Source organism: Streptomyces sp. NPDC048825, from assembly GCF_043198355.1.
Taxonomy (GTDB): Bacteria; Actinomycetota; Actinomycetes; order Streptomycetales; family Streptomycetaceae; genus Streptomyces; species Streptomyces xiangluensis.
The window spans coordinates 1-17,051 of sequence record NZ_JBICUR010000023.1 but is presented as its reverse complement, the minus strand read 5'-3'; the positions used below and the strand labels follow the sequence as shown (position 1 = coordinate 17,051).

Here is a 17,051-nt window from a genome sequence, read left to right as displayed (position 1 = left end):
CACAGCCTGGGATGGATGCAGTACGTCCATGGTATGGAGGCGGGGGGACATGGCACCTGAACAAATGGCCGAGGGACCGGAGGGCGGCCGTGCCGACACTCCTCCGCGTCCGCTGGACGCCATCGATCAGGACATCCTCCAGATGCTGCGCTCGGACGGCCGTGCGTCCATACGGTCCGTCGCCGAGCGCGTGCATGTGTCCCGGGCCAACGCGTACGCGCGCATCAACCGGCTCATCGAGGACGGCGTGATCCTCGGCTTCGGCGCCCGCATCAACCATGAGCGGGCAGGGAAGGGCGCCGCCGCCTACATCACCCTGAAGATCGTGCAGAACTCCTGGCGCACGGTGCGCGAACAGCTGCGCGCGCTCCCCGAGGTGGCCCATATCGCCCTGGTCAGCGGGGACTTCGACGTCCTGCTCCTGGTGCACACGCCGGACAACAGGAACCTGCGCGACCTGGTGCTGACCCGCCTCCAGTCCATCCCGGAGGTGCTCAGCACCCGGACGCTGCTGGTCTTCGAGGAGGAGGACGTGGAGCCGGAGGGCTGACCCCGCTGCCCTTTTCCCGGCGTGCGGCCCGGCTTCTTCGGGGCGTGCGGCCCGGCCCTCACTCCTCCTTGCGCAGCCCCTCGAAGACCAACCGCACGACCGCGTCGGCGACTTCCCGCTCACCGACGCCCCGGCCGTCGGGCCGGTACCACTCGACGAGCGAGTTGATCATCCCGAAGACCAGCCTGGTGGCGAGCCCGAACTCCACGTCCGCGCGGACGTCGCCGTCGGCCGCCGCCTCCTTCATGAGCTCGGCCACCCGGTGGTCGAACTCGCGGCGCCGCTCCAGGGCCCAGCGCTCGGTGCCGGTGTTGCCGCGCACCCGCAGCAGGAGCGTCACGTACGGCAGTTCGGCGGTGAGCACCTCGACCATGCGCCGGGTGACGTACTCCAGTCGCCGCACGGCACGCCCCACGCGCGCGTGCTCCTCGTCGAGGATCCCGAAGAGGCCGTCCAGCGCCCGGCTCACGGCCCGGCGCAGCAGCTCCTCCTTGCCCGCGACGTGGTGGTATATCGACGACTTGGAAATGCCGGCCGCCTTGGAGAGGTGCTCCATGGACGTGCCGTCGTAGCCGCGGTCGTTGAAGACCCGCACGGCGACGGAGAGCAGCGTCTCCGGGGTGTACGTGTCGCGCTTGGCCGTGGTCATGAGGTGGTGCCCTCCCGCTTGTCCGAGGCGTACGCGTGGCGGTAGAGCGCGAGGGACGGCGCGTACCGTCCGGAGGGGTCGCGCAGATGCATCTCGTCCAGGACGTCGTACGCCCAGCCCTTGCCGAGTTTGCGGCTCCATTCGAAGGGCCCCAGCGGGTAGTTGACGCCCAGGCGCATCGCCGTGTCGATGTCCTCCTCGGTGGCCACCCCCTTGGTGACCGCGTCGTGCGCCAGGTCGATGATGCGGGCCACGGTGCGGGCGACGATCGACCCGGGTACGTCCCCGATGACGCTGACGTGCTTGCCGAGCGCCTGGAAGAGCCCGGTGGCCTCGGCGAGGGTCGCCGACTGGGTGTCCTGCGAGGCGGACAGGGCTATCCGGGTCGCCTTCCGGTAGTCGAGCGCCAGGTCGAAGTAGACGACGTCACGGAACTCGACCGAGGTCTGTCCGTCCGCGAGGGCCAGCTGCCCGCCGCTGGGCAGCACCAGGCGGGTGCCGTTGTCCTCCTCGTCCTCGCGGACCTGGATGCCCGCCTCGCGGATCAGCGGGAGCAGGTCGGCCGCGGGGCCCAGGCCCCCCTCGACGACGACGTACGCGGGCGGCTGGGCCTTCTCCGCGGTGTGCGGTTCGGGTCGCTCGGCGTCGTCCCCGTACGCGTACCAGCCGCGTCCCGTCTTGCGCCCGTGCCGGCCCGACTCGACGAGCCGCCGCTGGGCGAGCGAGGGCGTGAACCGCACGTCCTGGAAGAAGGCCTCCCACACGGAGCGGGTGACCGCCTCGTTGACGTCCTGCCCGATGAGGTCGGTCAGCTCGAAGGCGCCCATCTTGAAACCGCCGGATTCGCGCAGGACGGCGTCGATCGTGGCGGGGTCGGCGGCCTGGGCCTCGTAGACCGCGAAGGCCTCGGCGTAGAAGGGCCGCGCGATGCGGTTGACGATGAAGCCGGGGGTGTCGGCGCAGGCGACCGGCGTCTTACCCCAGGCGCGTGCCGTCTCGTACGCGCGCGTGGCCGACGTGACGTCCGTCGCGAACCCGGAGACGACCTCCACGAGCGGCAGCAGCGGCGCGGGGTTGAAGAAGTGCAGGCCGACGAAGCGGCCGGGGTTTCGCAGGGCGCCGCCGATGGCGGTCACCGACAGGGAGGAGGTGTTGGTGGCGAGCAGGCAGTCGTGCGTGACGATCTCCTCGAGCTCGCGCAGCAGTTGCTGCTTGACGTCGAGCCGCTCCAGGACGGCCTCGACGACGAGATGTGAGTCGGCCAGTTCGGCCAGGCTCTCGGCGGGGCTGAGACGAGTGCGTGCGGCGTCCCGGTCGGCGCCGGTCAGCCGGTCCTTCTCGACCAGCCGGTCGAGGCGGGCGCCGATGGCCTCGGCCGCGGCCCGGGCGCGGCCGGGGACGGCGTCGTACAGCCGCACGGGGTGGCCCGCGACCAGTGCGACCTGGGCGATGCCCTGGCCCATGGTGCCCGTGCCGACGACGGCCACCGGGTCGGCGAGGTCGAGTGCTGTCATGCTCGCGATCCTCCCGCACGGGGTTTTCCACAGGTTCAGCGGACCCCCTTGTCCCGACCGATCGTTCGGTTACTCTAACTCTGACTGCCCATTTCCGCCCAGGTCGCGAGCTCAACGAAGAGCTCTAGAGACGAGGAGTTGGTCCCTGATGGCCGCCGCCGAACTCACCGCGCACCAGCTGATCGCCCAGCACCGGCCCACCCTCGACCAGGCGCTGGAAACGATCCGCACGCGCGCGTACTGGTCCCCGCACCCCGAGCACCCCAAGGCGTACGGCGAGAACGGCAGCCTGAGCCTGGCGGAAGGCAAGGCCGCCTTTGACGCCCTCCTGAGCACCCGCCTCGACCTGGGCCAGCCCGGCACCGACGACTGGGTGGGTGGCGAAGTCTCCCCGTACGGCATCGAGTTGGGTGTCACATATCCGCACGCGGACATCGACGTCCTGCTGCCCGCCATGAAGGCCGGGCAGCGCGCATGGCGCGACGCGGGCCCGGAGATGCGTGCGGTGGTGTGTCTGGAGATCCTCAAGCGGATCAGCGACCGCACGCATGAGTTCGCACACGCGGTCATGCACACCAGTGGCCAGGCCTTCATGATGGCGTTCCAGGCGGGCGGCCCCCATGCCCAGGACCGCGGCCTGGAGGCGGTGGCGTACGCGTATGTGGAGCAGGTCCGCACCCCTGACACCGCGGAGTGGACCAAGCCTCAGGGCAAGCGTGAGCCCCTCGCACTGAGCAAGAAGTTCACGCCGGTGCCGCGCGGAATCGCCCTGCTGATCGGCTGCAACACCTTCCCGACGTGGAACGGCTATCCGGGCCTGTTCGCCTCCCTGGCCACGGGCAACCCGGTCCTGGTGAAGCCCCACCCGCGCGCGGTGCTCCCGCTCGCCCTCACCGTCCAGGTGGCGCGCGAGGTGCTCGCCGAGGCGGGCTTCGACCCGAACCTGGTGGCCCTGACCGCCGAGCGCCCCGGCGAGGGCATCGCGAAGACCCTGGCCACCCGCCCCGAGATCCGGATCATCGACTACACGGGCTCGACGGCATTCGGCGACTGGCTGGAGGCCAACGCCCGGCAGGCGGAGGTCTACACGGAGAAGGCCGGCGTCAACACGGTGATCGTGGAGTCGACCGACAACTACAAGGGGATGCTGTCGAACGTCGCCTTCTCCTTGTCCCTCTACAGCGGCCAGATGTGTACGACCCCGCAGAACCTGCTGATCCCCCGCGACGGCATCCGTACGGAGGACGGCCCCAAGTCGTACGACGAGGTGGTCGCCGATCTCGCGAAGTCGGTCGGCGGCCTCCTCGGGGACGACGCCCGCGCGAACGCCCTGCTCGGCGCGATCGTGAACCCGGAGGTGAAGGCCCGCCTGGAGGCCGCGTCGGGTCTTGGCGAAGTCGCCCTGGCCTCACGGGAGATCCACAATCCGGAGTTCCCGGACGCGATCGTCCGTACGCCCGTGATCGTGAAGCTGGACGGCGCCAAGCCCGATGCCGAAGCGGCCTACATGAGCGAATGCTTCGGTCCGGTCTCGTTCGCGGTCGCGGTCGACTCGGCCGAGGAGGCCGTGGAGCTGCTGCGGCGGACGATCAGGGACAAGGGCGCCATGACAGTCGGCGCATACACCACCTCCCAGGAGGTCGAGCAGGCCGTCCAGGAGGCCTGCCTGGAGGAGTGCGCCCAGCTCTCGCTGAACCTGACCGGCGGGGTGTACGTCAACCAGACGGCGGCCTTCTCGGACTTCCACGGCTCGGGCGGCAACCCGGCGGCGAACGCGGCCCTGTGCGACGGGGCATTCGTGGCGAACCGCTTCCGGGTGGTGGAGCTACGCCGGGAGGCGTGAGCCTTCGTCTTCCGGACGCTCAGGCCGGGCGGACGTCAGGGCCGCCCGGCACAGACGCGCTGCCGGCTCCGCCCCCGGCGGCGCTCCAGTGGAACAGGGTCATGGCCACGCTGGTGGCGAGGTTGTAGCTGGAGACCTGGGAGCGCATCGGCAGGGACACCAAGTGATCGGCGCGGGCACGCAGTTCGGGTGACAGCCCGCTGCGTTCGGAGCCGAAGGCGAGCAGGGCGTCGTCCGGGAGCTTGAGGCCACGGATGTCCTCGCCCTCCGGGTCGAGGGCGAACACCGGGCCGGGGGGCAGTTCGTGCACGGCGAGCGGCTCCACGGCCGTCGCGAAGTGCAGCCCCGCCCCGCCGCGTACGACCGTGGGATGCCAGGGGTCGAGGGTGCCCGTGGTGATCACACCGGTCGCCCCGAAGCCGGCGGCGAGGCGGATCACGGCTCCGGCGTTGCCCAGGTTGCGTGGATTGTCGAGCACCACGACGGGGGCAGGGCGCGGCGCGCGGGCCAGCGCATCCAGGTTGGCCGCACGGGAGGGACGTACCGCCAAAGCGGCCACCGCGGTGGGGTGCGGCCGGGGGACGAGGGCTTGGAAGACGTCCTCCGGGACCTCTGCCAGGGTCCCGTCGAGCGTGTCCCGTACGTCCGGGGCCAGCTCCTCGGCCAGCGCGAGGGCCGCCCGCCGGTCGGCGGTGACGGCCACCGGGACCTCGGCATGGAAGCGTACGGCGTGCTTGAGGGCGTGGAAGCCGTCGAGCAGTACGGACGTGTCGGCGAGCCGGCGCCAGGCGCGTACGGGGTCGTGGGGGGCCGTCATGCGGTGAAGCCTACGTGCGTGTGCTCTGCCTCCTCCGGGGTGCGCTGATCGCCCTTACGTGGCCCCGGGAGCGCCGGGCGGCCGCGTGAGAACAGCCGCACGCGCGCGCGTGCCGCCCATCCGCCGAGGCGGCGCAGGAAGGACGTCGGCAGGAAGACCGCGTCCGCCGCGATCATGGCGAGCGAGAAGAACGGCAGACCGAGGACCACGGCGATCACTGCGTGCTCGGTGATCATGGCTGCCAGCAGGACGTTCTTCACCCGCCGGTTGAACAGTGTGAAGGGGAAGGCGACCTGCACGACGACCGTCCCGTACGTCACCAGCATCAACAGCGTGCCGTTCGCGGTCAGCAGGTCGGACAGGGCGGGCCAGGGCGAGAAGTAGTCGAGGTGGAGCGGGTAGTAGACGGCGGTGCCGTCCTGCCAGCGCGAGCCCTGGATCTTGTACCAGCCGGCGGTCGCGTAGATCAGGCATGCCTCGGCCATGATCACGAACAGGGCGGCGTTGTGGACGAGATTGGCGACGATGTCCAGGAAGATGCGCGGCTCGGCGGTCCGCGCACGGCGTGAGACGACCCACCACAGGCCCTGCACCGCCCACAGCCCCCACAAGACCGTCAGCCAGCCGCCCAGGAAGCCACCGTCGATCTTCCCCGCGAGCGTGGCCGCGGCCAGCAGGAATCCGAGCACGCCCCACAGGGCGGGACCCACCCTGTCCGGGCCGGAACCCTCTCCACGGGCGCGCGCCTCACGCGCGCGACGTTCCCGCCGCTCGTCCAGGGACCACACCTGGCCGCAGCGCGTGAACACCAGGTAGACCGCCATCAGGTGGATGACGTTGTCGCCGCCGTCGCCCATGAAGACGCTGCGGTTCTGCAGCGAGAGCACGCCGATCATGAAGAGCACGGACATGGCGCGGGTGCGCCAGCCCAGCAGCAGCAGGGCGCTCGACAGCACGGCCAGTGCGTAGACGATCTCGAACCAGGTCTGGCTGTCGGACCACATCAGGGCCGTGAAGGCATGGTTGTCCGCGATGAGCTGCTGGGCGAGGTCCCAGCTCCAGGGGCCGTCGGGCCCGTACATCTCCCGCCGGTGCGGGAACTCCCGCAGCAGGAACAGCAGCCAGGTGGCGGCGAAGCCGATGCGTATGACGGCGCTCTGGTACGGGGCGAGCGCCGAACCGGTGACCTGGGAGATGCCGCGTGCGAGCTTCCGGTCGAGGCGGGGTTTGTTCTCGAGGGTGCCGGTGCGGTCGTCGCTGCTCACTGGGCCCCCGCCTCTGTTCCCGGGTCGCGCGTGCCCGCCGCACGGTCGGCCTCGGTCACCGGCCACCAGGACAGTTCACGGAAGACAGGCTTGTCGGAGACCTGCTCCGTGCTCCACTTGGGAGGCGGCACATTGGTCGTACGGGAGCGGACCTGGACCTGCTGGACGACCGCGCCCCTGCCGCCCGCCTCCTCACGGTCCAGGCGCAGCACCACGAGGCGGCGCAGATAGCGCTCGGCGAGGGCGCCGCGCAGGCCGTCGGGACGGTTCTCGTTGTCGTGCGTGCCCACGTAGAAGTCCCAGGCGCGGCGCAGGGCGTTCTGCTGAGTGTGGCTGGGCAGCAGATTGCCGTCGATGGCCGCGCCGTCCAGCGCGGAGAGGTCGTACCAGCGGGTCGTCCGGATGCCGCCGTCCGCGGCCCGCACCTCGGCGCGGACCTGGACCGCGATGTTCTGCTGCAGCGGGTTGGGGGCGAAGAGCTTCCAGTTCTGCTCGAACTCGGGGTAGACCCACTCGTCGATCGCCTGTCCGTGCTGCTTGGTGACCGTGTTCGAGGGCGCGACGTGCAGAAACATCGTGCCGAGGTGCACACAGGCGGCGACCGCGACGACGGCGAGGGCCAGGGCGACGGCGATCTGGTAGGGGAGGGAAAGGGCGGCTATGCCGGTGGGGGGAGGGGGCGCGGGGTCGTACTGCGGGGGCGGCGGGTGGTGCGGCGGGGGTGCGGCGAGGGCTTTGCGGTCGTTCGGCGGGTGAGAGTCGGCAGCGGCGGGCTCGGGCTCGTCCGGCGGCTCGTGCCGGGGGTTCGAGCCCTCGTGGTACGCGTCCATTCCGCCCCGTTTCCGATGTCCGCCAGATTCCTGTCGCCGGCCGGCCGGGTGCCGTACCGCCCGCGGGGTGCCGCGCCGCGACGTTCGCACCGGCACGGTACTTAAGGCCGCCCGTCCGGCACAGCCCCGGCGAGCACAGCGGCCACAACCGTGACGTTGTCCACAGCGGGTTATCCACAGCGGTTGACACCTTACGGCCCTCGACCCACCATTGAATCGGACGAACCGAACGATCGGTCGGTAGCACTTGATCGAGGTCGAGGGGGACCACATGGCGACAGCAGCCGCGCACCGCACCGCCCGGGCACAGGCGGACGGAACGGCGGACGAGGCCGCGCGGACAGCGGCGTACGAGGCTGCCTTCGACGCCGCCGTGGACGCCGACGAGCGCATCGAGCCACGCGACTGGATGCCCGACGCCTACCGTTCGACGCTGGTCCGGCAGATCGCGCAGCACGCGCACTCCGAGATCATCGGCATGCAGCCGGAGGCCAACTGGATCACGCGCGCGCCCTCCCTGCGCCGCAAGGCGATCCTGATGGCCAAGGTCCAGGACGAGGCCGGACACGGGCTCTACCTCTACAGCGCGGCGGAAACGCTCGGCACGAGCCGCGACGAACTGCTCGACAGGCTGCACACCGGCCGCCAGAAGTACTCGTCGATCTTCAACTACCCGACGCTGACCTGGGCGGACGTGGGCGCCATCGGCTGGCTGGTGGACGGCGCGGCGATCACCAACCAGGTGCCCCTGTGCCGCTGCTCCTACGGTCCGTACGCGCGCGCGATGGTCCGCATCTGCAAGGAGGAGTCCTTCCACCAGCGCCAGGGATACGAACTGCTGCTGACCCTCAGCCGCGGCACATCGGAGCAGCACGAGATGGCGCAGGACGCGGTGAACCGCTGGTGGTGGCCCTCACTGATGATGTTCGGCCCGCCCGACGACGAGTCCGCGCACTCCGCGCAGTCGATGGCCTGGAAGATCAAGCGGCACTCGAACGACGAACTGCGCCAGCGCTTCGTGGACATTTGCGTCCCCCAGGCCGAATCCCTCGGACTCACGCTCCCCGACCCGGAGTTGAAGTGGAACGAGGAGCGGGGGCACCACGACTTCGGAGCGATCGACTGGACGGAGTTCTGGGAGGTCCTCAAGGGCAATGGCCCGTGCAACGAACAGCGGATAGCCCAGCGCAGGCAAGCACACGAAGAGGGCGCATGGGTACGGGAAGCGGCCGCGGCGTACGCCGGCAAACACGCCGCGGGCAACGGGGAGGCGCGAGCATGACCACCAACGACTGGCCCCTGTGGGAGGTCTTCGTACGCTCGCGCCGCGGACTCTCGCACACCCACGCCGGCAGCCTGCACGCGCCGGACGCCGAGCTGGCACTGCGCAACGCCCGCGATCTGTACACCCGGCGCGGCGAAGGCGTGTCCATCTGGGTCGTCCCGTCCGCCGCGATCACGGCGTCCTCACCGGACGAGAAGGACCCCTTCTTCGAACCGGCCGCCGACAAGCCGTACCGCCACCCGACGTTCTATGACATCCCGGAAGGGGTCAAGCACCTGTGACGGTCACCGCCGGTTCCGCAGCCGCCCTCGCCCTCGGCGACGACGCCCTGGTGCTCTCGCACCGACTGGGGGAGTGGGCGGGCAAGGCGCCCGTCCTCGAAGAGGAAGTGGCCCTCGCCAATATCGCCCTCGACCTGCTGGGCCAGGCGCGGGTACTCCTGTCGATGGCAGGCGACGAGGATCAGTTGGCATACCTCCGCGAGGAGCGCGCCTTTCGCAACGTCCAGTTGGTCGAGCAGCCGAACGGCGACTTCGCCCACACGATCACCCGCCAGTTGTACTTCTCCACCTACCAGCGACTGCTGTACGCGGAACTGGCTGCCGGAGACGGCGAGTTCGCCCCGCTCGCGGCCAAGGCCGTCAAGGAGGTCACCTACCACCAGGACCACGCCGAGCAGTGGACGCTGCGACTGGGAGACGGCACGGCCGAGAGCCGTCAGCGGATGCATCGGGCGGGCGAGGCGCTGTGGCGGTACACCGGTGAATTGTTCCAGCCGGTCGAGGGTGTGGACGTCAACTGGAAGGATTTGGAGACCAGTTGGCTGGAGTCCGTCTCCGCCGTCCTGCGCCGGGCGACCCTCGACGTGCCGGAAGGGCCGCGATCCGGGGCATGGACCGCGGGCGCCGGACGCCAGGGGCTGCATACGGAACCCTTCGGACGGATGCTCGCCGAGATGCAGCATCTGCACCGCAGCCACCCGGGGGCATCATGGTGACCAGAACGACGCCCTCCCAAGAGGCGGAGACGCTCCTCGAGGAGGAGCTGCGCAGGCTCGCCGGTTCCGTGCCGGACCCCGAGCTGCCGGTCCTCACCCTGGAGGAGCTGGGCGTGCTCCGCGCGGTCCATGTCCGTGGAGGCGGTGCGGTCGACGTCGAGCTGACGCCCACCTACACCGGCTGCCCGGCCGTTGAGGCCATGTCGGCGGACATCGAGAAGGTGCTGCTCGAGCACGGAGTGCCGGAGGTGACGGTCCAGACCGTGCTGTCCCCTGCCTGGACGACGGACGACATCTCGGACGAAGGACGCCGCAAGCTGAGGGAGTTCGGGATAGCACCGCCACGTACACAGCGGGCGACAGGACCGGTTCCGATATCGCTCGGCCCGACGCGGACAGCCGCGCACGCTCCCGGCGGGGTGGAAGACGCCCCACCGGATGCGGGCCTGGAGGCGGACCCCGTGCGCTGTCCGCACTGCGGCTCCGCCGACACCGAGCTGCTCAGCCGCTTCTCGTCCACGGCATGCAAGGCGCTGCGGCGCTGTCTGTCCTGCCGTGAACCATTCGACCACTTCAAGGAGTTGTGATGGCCCGGTTCCACACGCTCCCGGTGGCCGCGGTCGACCGGCTCACCGACGACTCCGTCGCCCTGACCTTCGCGGTGCCGCCGGAGCTGCGCGAGGAGTACCGGTACGCACCTGGCCAGCACCTGGCGCTGCGGCACACGGTCGATGGCACGGAGATACGGCGTACGTACTCGATCTGCTCGCCGGCGCCCGCCCCGGCGGAGGGCTCCGGTCCCCGGACGCTGCGGGTCGGGGTGCGGCTGGTCGAGGGCGGGGCCTTCTCGACGCACGCGCTCAAGGAGATCGGCGTGGGCGACGAGCTGGAGGTGATGACACCGGCCGGACGCTTCACGCTCGAACCGGCACCCGGGCTGTATGCGGCGGTGGTCGGCGGCAGTGGCATCACACCCGTGCTGTCGATCGTCACGACGCTGCTGGCTCGGGAGCCCGAGGCGCGGTTCTGCCTCATACGCAGCGACCGTACGTCCGCCTCGACGATGTTCCTCGAAGAGGTCGCCGATCTGAAGGACCGCTTTCCGGAGCGGTTCCAGCTGGTGACGGTGCTCTCCCGGGAGGAGCAGCAGGCCGGCCTGCCCTCCGGGCGGCTCGACCGGGAGCGGCTCACGGAGCTGCTGCCGGCACTGCTGCCGGTCGACGCGGTGGCGGGCTGGTTTCTGTGCGGGCCGTTCGGGCTTGTGCAAGGGGCGGAGCGGGCGTTGCGCGATCTCGGGGTGTCACGGAGCCGTATCCACGAGGAGATCTTCCACGTCGACGACGGGGCCGCACCGGCTGCCACCGTGCCGGCTCCCGCGCACAGCACGGTCACCGCGCGGCTCGACGGGCGCGCAGGCACCTGGCCCGTGCAGGACGGCGAGCCGCTCCTGGAGACGGTGCTGCGCAACCGCCCCGACGCGCCGTATGCCTGCCGCGGCGGGGTGTGCGGGACCTGCCGGGCGTTCCTGGTCTCCGGCGAGGTACGGATGGACCGCAACTTCGCGCTGGAACCGGAGGAGACGGAAGCGGGATATGTACTGGCGTGCCAGTCCCATCCGGCCACGGAGAGGGTGGAGTTGGACTTCGACCGGTGAGCTTCGCCCGGTCGAGTTTCGGCGGTGGTGAGCTTCGCTCGCCGGTGGCTCCGTTGTTGTCGCGCCGTTCCCTTTTCATAGAACCTGTTCTACCTTGACGCTCCGTCAGATCCATCGTCGGTCCATCAGCTCCGTCCGATGGATCAGGTACGTGGGAGGACAGGCTGTGGACTTCAGCTTCAGCGAGGAACAGCAGGCGGCCGCGGAGGCGGCGAAGGCGGTGTTCGCCGGGGTCGCACCGGACGGGGTGCCCTCACCCGCACTCACTGCGGGCGCCGTCGCGAACGACTTCGACCGGGCACTGTGGGCCAAGATCGCCGACGCCGACCTGCTGAGCCTGCTGCTCGACGCGCGCTACGGCGGGGCGGGTCTGGACGCCATCGCGCTGTGCCGGGTGCTGCGCGAGTCGGCGAAGGTGCTCGCGCGTGTGCCGCTGCTGGAGAGCAGTGCGGCGGCGCTGGCCGTGCAGACGTACGGCAGTGAGGAGTTGAAGGCGGAGCTGCTGGCGCGGGCAGGCCGGGGCGAAGTGGTGCTGACAGTCGCCGCGAACGGCCGTACCGGACACGACGGTGCCGAACAGGCCGTCACCGCACGCCGGGAAGGCGACGTGTGGGTGCTGGACGGGGTGCAGACAGCAGTGCCCTGGGTCTACAACGCGGACTTTGTCGTCGTACCCGCTCTGAGTACCGGTTCGGGCCGCGCCGTGCTCGCCCTCGTACCGCGCGGCCACGAAGGCGCCGTGCTCGCCGAGCAGATCTCCACGACGGGTGAGCGGCTCGGCGAACTCCGGCTGGACTCCGTACGCCTCGCCACCCGCGACGTCATCGACACCGACGGCGCCTGGGAATCGCTACGGGATCTGCTCGCCACCGGAACGTGTGCGCTGGCGCTCGGCCTCGGCGAGGGCGTTCTCGGGATGACGAGTGAATACACCAGCAAACGGGAGCAGTTCGGATTCCCGGTCGCCACGTTCCAGGCGGTGGCCGTGCAGGCCGCCGACCGCTATATCGACCTGCGCGCGATGGAGGCGACCCTCTGGCAGGCCGCCTGGCGGATCAGCACGGGGGCGGGCGGGGCGCTGCCCGCGTCCGGCGACATCGCCGTGGCCAAGATCTGGGCCTCCGAGGGCGTACGGCGCGTCGTACAGACCGCGCAGCATCTGCACGGAGGCTTCGGCGCCGACACCGACTACCCACTGCACCGCTACCACGCCTGGGCCAAGCACCTGGAGCTCTCCCTCGGCCCGTCGGCAGCCCATGAGGAGACGCTGGGCGATCTGCTGGCGGCGCATGCACTGGGGTGAGCGGCGGAGGCCAGCGCGTGGCCACTTTGCGGCTCCGCCCCGATGGGGATCCCCCGCTATGGGGCTCCCCCCGCGCGAGCGAAGCCGAGAGTGAGGGAGAAGCCGAGAGTGGGGGGCGGCCAGCCACGACGAACCCGCAGCTTCGACCGCCTCACCCAGCGGAGCGCTAGAGCACGAAGCCCGGCTGGCCCTTGTCGTCTACGACGGTGCGGCCGGTGGCGGCCCAGATCTGCATACCGCCGGCGACGTTCACCGCGTCGAGGCCCTGCTGGACGAGGTACATCGCGACCTGCGCGGAGCGACTGCCCGAGCGGCAGATCACATGGATCCTGCCGTCCTGTGGCGCCGCCTCGGTCAACTCGCCGTAGCGCGCCACGAATTCACTGATGGGGATGTGCAGCGCCCCCGCCGCGTGACCGGCCTGCCACTCGTCGTCCTCCCGGACGTCCAGCAGAAAGGCTCCGTCCGCGAGATCCCCGACCTCGACCGTGGGCACACCAGCTCCGAAATGCATACGCCCGACGCTACCCGACCCGCCCACCACCTGCGGCCGGGGCACCTCACGGGGAGCCACGCCCCGGTGAAGCCGACCGGCAGCCCGGTGCAGCTAGCCGAGCAACCCCGCCAGCTCCGCCTCGCGCTCGCTCACCTGAGTCAGCAGCTGCTCGGCGATCTCCTCCAGCAGCCGGTCGGGGTCGTCCGGGGCAAGCTTGAGCATCGCGCCGATCGCGCTCTCCTCCAGGTCACGGGCCACGAGGCTGAGCAGTTCCTTGCGCTCGGCGAGCCATTCGAGGCGGACGTAGAGCTCCTCGGCGCGGCTCGGGCGCCATTCCTTGGCTACGGGCCCGGCGGCCCACTCCTCGGACAGCTCCTGGAGCAGGGCCTCGTCCCCGCGGGCGTACGCGGCGTTGACCCGGGCGATGAACTCGTCGCGCCGCCGGCGCTCGGCGTCGTCCTGCGCCAGATCGGGGTGCGCCTTTCGGACCAGTTCCCGGTAGAGCTTGCGCGCCTCGTCGCTCGGACGCACGCGCTGCGGTGGCCGTACCGGCTGCTCGGTCAGCATGGCCGAGGCCTCCGGGGACAGCCCGTCCGAGTCGAGCCAGTCGTGGAACAGCTCCTCGACCCCCGGCATCGGCATGACCCTGGCCCGCGCCTCCTGCGCCTTGCGCATGTCCTCCGGGTCGCCGGTGCGGGCGGCCCGGGCCTCGGCGATCTGCGCTTCCAGTTCGTCGAGCCGCGCGTACATCGGCCCGAGCCTCTGGTGGTGCAACCGGGAGAAATTCTCCACCTCGATGCGGAAGGTCTCCACCGCGATCTCGTACTCGATCAACGCCTGCTCAGCCGCACGCACGGCCCGCTCCAGCCGCTCCTCGGGCCGCACCTGCTCTTCACGGGCACCCTCGCCGACGGAATCCTCACTCGTGGAATCCTCGGCGGAATCCCCACCGGCCGATGCCTCGTCCCCTGTCGGTGGAGCATCATCCGCCGACAGCGCCGCAGCCCCCTCCTCAGCAGGCGGCTCGGACTGGGACTGCTCAGCTTCCGGCGTCATCACCCACCCAGCCTAGGTTACGAGCCGACGGCCCACTCAAACTCCCAACTCCCCCACAACCCTCCCCACCTTCACAGCCCCCACCAGCTCCGCATGGTCCGCCTCGGTGCGGTCCGCGTAGGCCACCGAGAAGGACGCGATCGCCTCGTCCAGTTCCTCGCTCTTGCCGCAGTAGCCCGCGATCAGTCGGGGATCGGCGCTGTGGGCGTGGGCGCGGGCCAGCAGGGCGCCTGTCATGCGGGCGTAGTCGTCGATCTGGTCTGCGGCGAGGGCCGCAGGGTCGACGCTGCCCTTGCGGTTGCGGAACTGACGTACCTGGAAAGGCCTCCCGTCGACCGAGGTCCAGCCGAGCAGGATGTCGCTCACGACCTGCATGCGCTTCTGGCCGAGGACGACACGGCGGCCCTCGTGCTCGGTCTCCGGCACCGTCAGGCCCGCCGTCCTCAGGTGCGGCAGCAGGGCGGAGGGGCGGGTCTCCTTCACCTGGAGGACGAGAGGTTCGCCACGGTGGTCCAGCAGGAGCACCACGTACGAGCGCAGGCCCACGCTTCCCGTGCCGACCACGCGGAAAGCGACGTCGTGCACCGCGTATCGCCCGAGGAGCGGGAGGCGGTCCTCGGAGAGCGTGGTCAGGTACTGCTCCAGTGACGCCGCCACCCCGGCTGCCTCCGCGTCGGTAATGCGCCGCAGCACCGGAGGCGCGTCGACGAAGCGACGCCCGCCGCCCTCGACCGGCTCCGTCGACTTCGCGGCGAAGCGGCCGCTGGTGTTGGCCCGCGCCTTCTCCGAGACCCGCTCCAGGGTGCCCAGCAGGTCGTGGGCGTCGGTGTGCGAGACCAGTTCCTCGTCCGCGATGGCATTCCAGGCGTCCAGGGCCGGGAGTTTGGCGAGCAGCCGCATGGTGCGCCGGTACGAGCCGGTCGCGTAGTGCGCCGCCTTGCGGCAGGTGTCCTCGTCCGCTCCTGCCTCCCGGCCCGCGAGGACCAGCGAGGTCGCGAGCCGTTTGAGGTCCCATTCCCAGGGCCCGTGCACCGTCTCGTCGAAGTCGTTCAGATCGATGACGAGGCCACCGCGCGCGTCCGCGTAGAGGCCGAAGTTCGCCGCGTGCGCGTCCCCGCAGATCTGCGCTCCGACGCCCGTCATGGGCGTACGCGCCAGGTCGTACGCCATGAGTCCGGCGGAGCCGCGCAGAAAGGCGAAGGGGGTGGCCGCCATCCTGCCGACCCGTATCGCCGTGAGCTCGGGGATGCGGCCGCGGTTGGACTCCTCTACGGCGGTCACGGCGCCAGGCCGGTCCCCGTTCCCGCCCTGGGCGGCGTGTGCGGCCCGCGGCACCCGATCCCGCAGCGCCTTGCCCTCTTCCTTGGGGGACCCCTGAGCCGGCCACTGCGCGAAACCGCGCACCCCGGCAACCCTGGTCTGTCCCGCCTGCTCAGCCCGCGCTGCCGCCGCGCTACCGCTCTCGCTCACTTGGACCGCCTCCCCCGTGCACGAACATCAACTTGCCACGACGGTACCGCCGGGCGCCGAACCGCGTGAGTCCCTGTGGACAACTCCGCACCTGTGGAAAAACCCAGGTCTGCCCTGTGATTGTCCTCACCCGAGACGACCCGGCGCGACCCGAGCCGAACCCGAGGCGGCCCGGACCGCCCAGCCCGCGTCCGGACAACGCGAAAGCCCCGCAGGTCCAAGACCTGCGGGGCTTCATCTGTGGGGAACCGACGGAATTGTCTGACCAGGGGCTATGCCCGAGTCGCCGAAGATCGTTTCCCGCGGACATCAAGATCGTTTCCCAGTGCCCAGGACGGGCTCTAGTTCCGCAGTCATACGACTTTGAGGGACTGCCGCGTCATGTCGAACTCAACGACACCTCCGCCACGCTCGTTGAGGGTCCGCCAGACCTCGTAGCCGGTGAGGATCGCTTTTTCCCAATCGGCGATGCGATGACAGCTGACTTCAAGGTGCGCGACCATGCGATTGATGGTGTCGAGCAGCTCGTGGTCCAGGCGCTGCACGCCCGCCAGATAGTCATGATCAGCCGCATAGGCGAAGACAAGCGCGGAGATGCCCTCCTCAATAGCGATGGCCCGTCCGCCGTCTTCCGCCTCATCAACGGCCGGGTTACTGCGGCGCTTGCGCTTCATCAACGACCGCAGAACGGGTGACCAACCGAGCACTGCCGCATGAGCTAGGTGACAGGCGTCATGGAATCGATAGCCGTCTTGGATGTGGGACGCGTCCGTGAGGGGGTCACCGACTGACTGTCCCTCCAAGGTGACCATGCTGGCCGTTCGGCCATCGGGAAGGGTCTTGAGCTCGAAGATGAAACGGCCCTGGCGGGGCAGTTGCTCGTTCGCCGGATAGCCGACGTCAAGGATGATCTCCTCGCTCGCCGTGGGCTTCCAGCGGTCGGCATTCTTGCCAAGGCTCGCAATGGCGACGTCATCAAGATCGAGATCGAACTCTCGCGCGATCACAGCGAGATACCACAGGACGTCCCCGAGCTCCTCGCGCATCTGGGACTTCATCGTGCGGTGGGCAGCACCGTCCCGCAGGTACTTCTTGTAGACGGTGGCGACGGAGCCAGCTTCCCCGGCCAGGCCGAGGAGCGGGACGACGATTGCATCGCTCCCACGCTCTAAGACGTCATCTCATTTGGTGAGTCTGCGGTAGCAGATCAGGGTGCAGGCGATGCTTGTGAAGGCGAGGAAGTGGTCGGCCTTGCGTTCGTAGCGGCGGTGCAGACGTCGGCATCCGGCGAGCCAGGCCATGGTGCGTTCGATGGTCCAGCG

The 17,051-nt window shown here is 70.1% G+C and carries 18 protein-coding genes; 8 read left to right on the top strand and 10 right to left on the bottom strand.

Annotation, left to right across the window (positions count from 1 at the left end; genetic code table 11):
- Positions 1 to 64: 64 nt before the first annotated feature.
- Positions 65 to 550 (top strand): Lrp/AsnC family transcriptional regulator, encoded by a 486-nt coding sequence (locus tag ACGFNK_RS39165; protein ID WP_033320373.1) that lies wholly within the window; start codon positions 65 to 67, stop codon positions 548 to 550.
- A 58-nt stretch (positions 551 to 608) separates the two neighbouring features.
- Here ACGFNK_RS39165 and ACGFNK_RS39160 read toward each other — a convergent pair whose 3' ends face one another.
- Entirely contained in the window at positions 609 to 1,199 is a 591-nt protein-coding gene (locus ACGFNK_RS39160) for a TetR/AcrR family transcriptional regulator (protein WP_165338877.1), read from the bottom strand.
- Positions 1,196 to 2,713, bottom strand: a complete 1,518-nt coding sequence (locus tag ACGFNK_RS39155) for a 3-hydroxyacyl-CoA dehydrogenase (protein WP_393423979.1) — start codon at positions 2,711 to 2,713, stop codon at positions 1,196 to 1,198. The genes ACGFNK_RS39160 and ACGFNK_RS39155 overlap by 4 nt, the downstream gene beginning before the upstream one ends.
- 148 nt (positions 2,714 to 2,861) lie before the next feature.
- Between ACGFNK_RS39155 and paaN the strand changes: the two genes are divergently transcribed.
- Complete coding sequence (paaN, locus tag ACGFNK_RS39150) at positions 2,862 to 4,556, top strand: phenylacetic acid degradation protein PaaN (protein ID WP_393423976.1); 1,695 nt, start codon at positions 2,862 to 2,864, stop codon at positions 4,554 to 4,556.
- Between the two features lie 19 nt (positions 4,557 to 4,575).
- Here paaN and ACGFNK_RS39145 read toward each other — a convergent pair whose 3' ends face one another.
- The 3 genes from ACGFNK_RS39145 to ACGFNK_RS39135 are packed head-to-tail and all read right to left on the bottom strand — an operon-like array spanning position 4,576 to position 7,468.
- The gene (locus ACGFNK_RS39145; protein ID WP_393423973.1) at positions 4,576 to 5,373 is read right to left on the bottom strand and encodes a TrmH family RNA methyltransferase; all 798 of its coding nucleotides are present in this window, start codon (positions 5,371 to 5,373) and stop codon (positions 4,576 to 4,578) included.
- On the bottom strand, positions 5,370 to 6,638 hold the full coding sequence (locus ACGFNK_RS39140; protein ID WP_393423970.1) for an HTTM domain-containing protein: 1,269 nt from the start codon (positions 6,636 to 6,638) through the stop codon (positions 5,370 to 5,372). The genes ACGFNK_RS39145 and ACGFNK_RS39140 overlap by 4 nt, the downstream gene beginning before the upstream one ends.
- The gene (locus ACGFNK_RS39135; protein WP_393423967.1) at positions 6,635 to 7,468 is read right to left on the bottom strand and encodes a DUF5819 family protein; all 834 of its coding nucleotides are present in this window, start codon (positions 7,466 to 7,468) and stop codon (positions 6,635 to 6,637) included. Before ACGFNK_RS39135 ends, ACGFNK_RS39140 begins: the two co-directional genes overlap by 4 nt.
- 271 nt (positions 7,469 to 7,739) lie before the next feature.
- On the opposite strand from ACGFNK_RS39135, the gene paaA reads away from it, so the two are divergent.
- From paaA to ACGFNK_RS39105, 6 genes are all read left to right on the top strand, one after another.
- The gene (paaA, locus tag ACGFNK_RS39130) at positions 7,740 to 8,750 is read left to right on the top strand and encodes a 1,2-phenylacetyl-CoA epoxidase subunit PaaA (RefSeq protein ID WP_393423964.1); all 1,011 of its coding nucleotides are present in this window, start codon (positions 7,740 to 7,742) and stop codon (positions 8,748 to 8,750) included.
- Complete coding sequence (paaB, locus tag ACGFNK_RS39125) at positions 8,747 to 9,034, top strand: 1,2-phenylacetyl-CoA epoxidase subunit PaaB (protein WP_033320367.1); 288 nt, start codon at positions 8,747 to 8,749, stop codon at positions 9,032 to 9,034. The genes paaA and paaB overlap by 4 nt, the downstream gene beginning before the upstream one ends.
- The gene (paaC, locus tag ACGFNK_RS39120; RefSeq protein ID WP_393423960.1) at positions 9,031 to 9,750 is read left to right on the top strand and encodes a 1,2-phenylacetyl-CoA epoxidase subunit PaaC; all 720 of its coding nucleotides are present in this window, start codon (positions 9,031 to 9,033) and stop codon (positions 9,748 to 9,750) included. The genes paaB and paaC overlap by 4 nt, the downstream gene beginning before the upstream one ends.
- Positions 9,744 to 10,337, top strand: a complete 594-nt coding sequence (gene paaD / locus ACGFNK_RS39115; RefSeq protein WP_393423957.1) for a 1,2-phenylacetyl-CoA epoxidase subunit PaaD — start codon at positions 9,744 to 9,746, stop codon at positions 10,335 to 10,337. The genes paaC and paaD overlap by 7 nt, the downstream gene beginning before the upstream one ends.
- On the top strand, positions 10,337 to 11,404 hold the full coding sequence (locus tag ACGFNK_RS39110) for a 2Fe-2S iron-sulfur cluster-binding protein (protein ID WP_393423954.1): 1,068 nt from the start codon (positions 10,337 to 10,339) through the stop codon (positions 11,402 to 11,404). The genes paaD and ACGFNK_RS39110 overlap by 1 nt, the downstream gene beginning before the upstream one ends.
- 166 nt (positions 11,405 to 11,570) lie before the next feature.
- Entirely contained in the window at positions 11,571 to 12,707 is a 1,137-nt protein-coding gene (locus tag ACGFNK_RS39105; RefSeq protein ID WP_393424378.1) for an acyl-CoA dehydrogenase family protein, read from the top strand.
- 166 nt (positions 12,708 to 12,873) lie between these two features.
- On the opposite strand, the gene ACGFNK_RS39100 is transcribed toward ACGFNK_RS39105, so the two are convergent.
- From ACGFNK_RS39100 to ACGFNK_RS39080, 5 genes are all read right to left on the bottom strand, one after another.
- A complete protein-coding gene (locus ACGFNK_RS39100) occupies positions 12,874 to 13,203 on the bottom strand; it encodes a rhodanese-like domain-containing protein (RefSeq protein WP_393424375.1) in 330 nt (109 codons plus the stop codon).
- 111 nt (positions 13,204 to 13,314) lie between these two features.
- Positions 13,315 to 14,259: a hypothetical protein gene (locus ACGFNK_RS39095; RefSeq protein ID WP_393423951.1), complete on the bottom strand. Its 945-nt coding sequence runs from the start codon at positions 14,257 to 14,259 to the stop codon at positions 13,315 to 13,317.
- A 36-nt stretch (positions 14,260 to 14,295) separates the two neighbouring features.
- Positions 14,296 to 15,729, bottom strand: coding sequence for a DUF2252 domain-containing protein (locus ACGFNK_RS39090; RefSeq protein WP_393423948.1), 1,434 nt, complete (start codon positions 15,727 to 15,729; stop codon positions 14,296 to 14,298).
- Positions 15,730 to 16,082: 353 nt separating this feature from the next.
- Entirely contained in the window at positions 16,083 to 16,787 is a 705-nt protein-coding gene (locus tag ACGFNK_RS39085; RefSeq protein WP_393423945.1) for a MazG nucleotide pyrophosphohydrolase domain-containing protein, read from the bottom strand.
- Between the two features lie 123 nt (positions 16,788 to 16,910).
- Positions 16,911 to 17,051: transposase (locus ACGFNK_RS39080; protein WP_393424372.1), on the bottom strand; the 141-nt coding region annotated here is incomplete at its 5' end.

Bases quoted from the DNA above. Each gene is read 5' to 3' on its own strand.
- ACGFNK_RS39155 (WP_393423979.1), bottom strand. From the start codon at position 2,713: ATGACAGCACTCGACCTCGCCGACCCGGTGGCCGTCGTCGGCACGGGC.
- ACGFNK_RS39085 (WP_393423945.1), bottom strand. From the start codon at position 16,787: ATGAAGTCCCAGATGCGCGAGGAGCTCGGGGACGTCCTGTGGTATCTC.
- ACGFNK_RS39110 (WP_393423954.1), top strand. From the start codon at position 10,337: ATGGCCCGGTTCCACACGCTCCCGGTGGCCGCGGTCGACCGGCTCACC.
- ACGFNK_RS39095 (WP_393423951.1), bottom strand. From the start codon at position 14,259: ATGACGCCGGAAGCTGAGCAGTCCCAGTCCGAGCCGCCTGCTGAGGAG.
- paaD (WP_393423957.1), top strand. From the start codon at position 9,744: ATGGTGACCAGAACGACGCCCTCCCAAGAGGCGGAGACGCTCCTCGAG.
- paaA (WP_393423964.1), top strand. From the start codon at position 7,740: ATGGCGACAGCAGCCGCGCACCGCACCGCCCGGGCACAGGCGGACGGA.
- ACGFNK_RS39135 (WP_393423967.1), bottom strand. From the start codon at position 7,468: ATGGACGCGTACCACGAGGGCTCGAACCCCCGGCACGAGCCGCCGGAC.
- paaB (WP_033320367.1), top strand. From the start codon at position 8,747: ATGACCACCAACGACTGGCCCCTGTGGGAGGTCTTCGTACGCTCGCGC.
- paaN (WP_393423976.1), top strand. From the start codon at position 2,862: ATGGCCGCCGCCGAACTCACCGCGCACCAGCTGATCGCCCAGCACCGG.
- ACGFNK_RS39160 (WP_165338877.1), bottom strand. From the start codon at position 1,199: ATGACCACGGCCAAGCGCGACACGTACACCCCGGAGACGCTGCTCTCC.
- ACGFNK_RS39145 (WP_393423973.1), bottom strand. From the start codon at position 5,373: ATGACGGCCCCCCACGACCCCGTACGCGCCTGGCGCCGGCTCGCCGAC.
- ACGFNK_RS39165 (WP_033320373.1), top strand. From the start codon at position 65: ATGGCCGAGGGACCGGAGGGCGGCCGTGCCGACACTCCTCCGCGTCCG.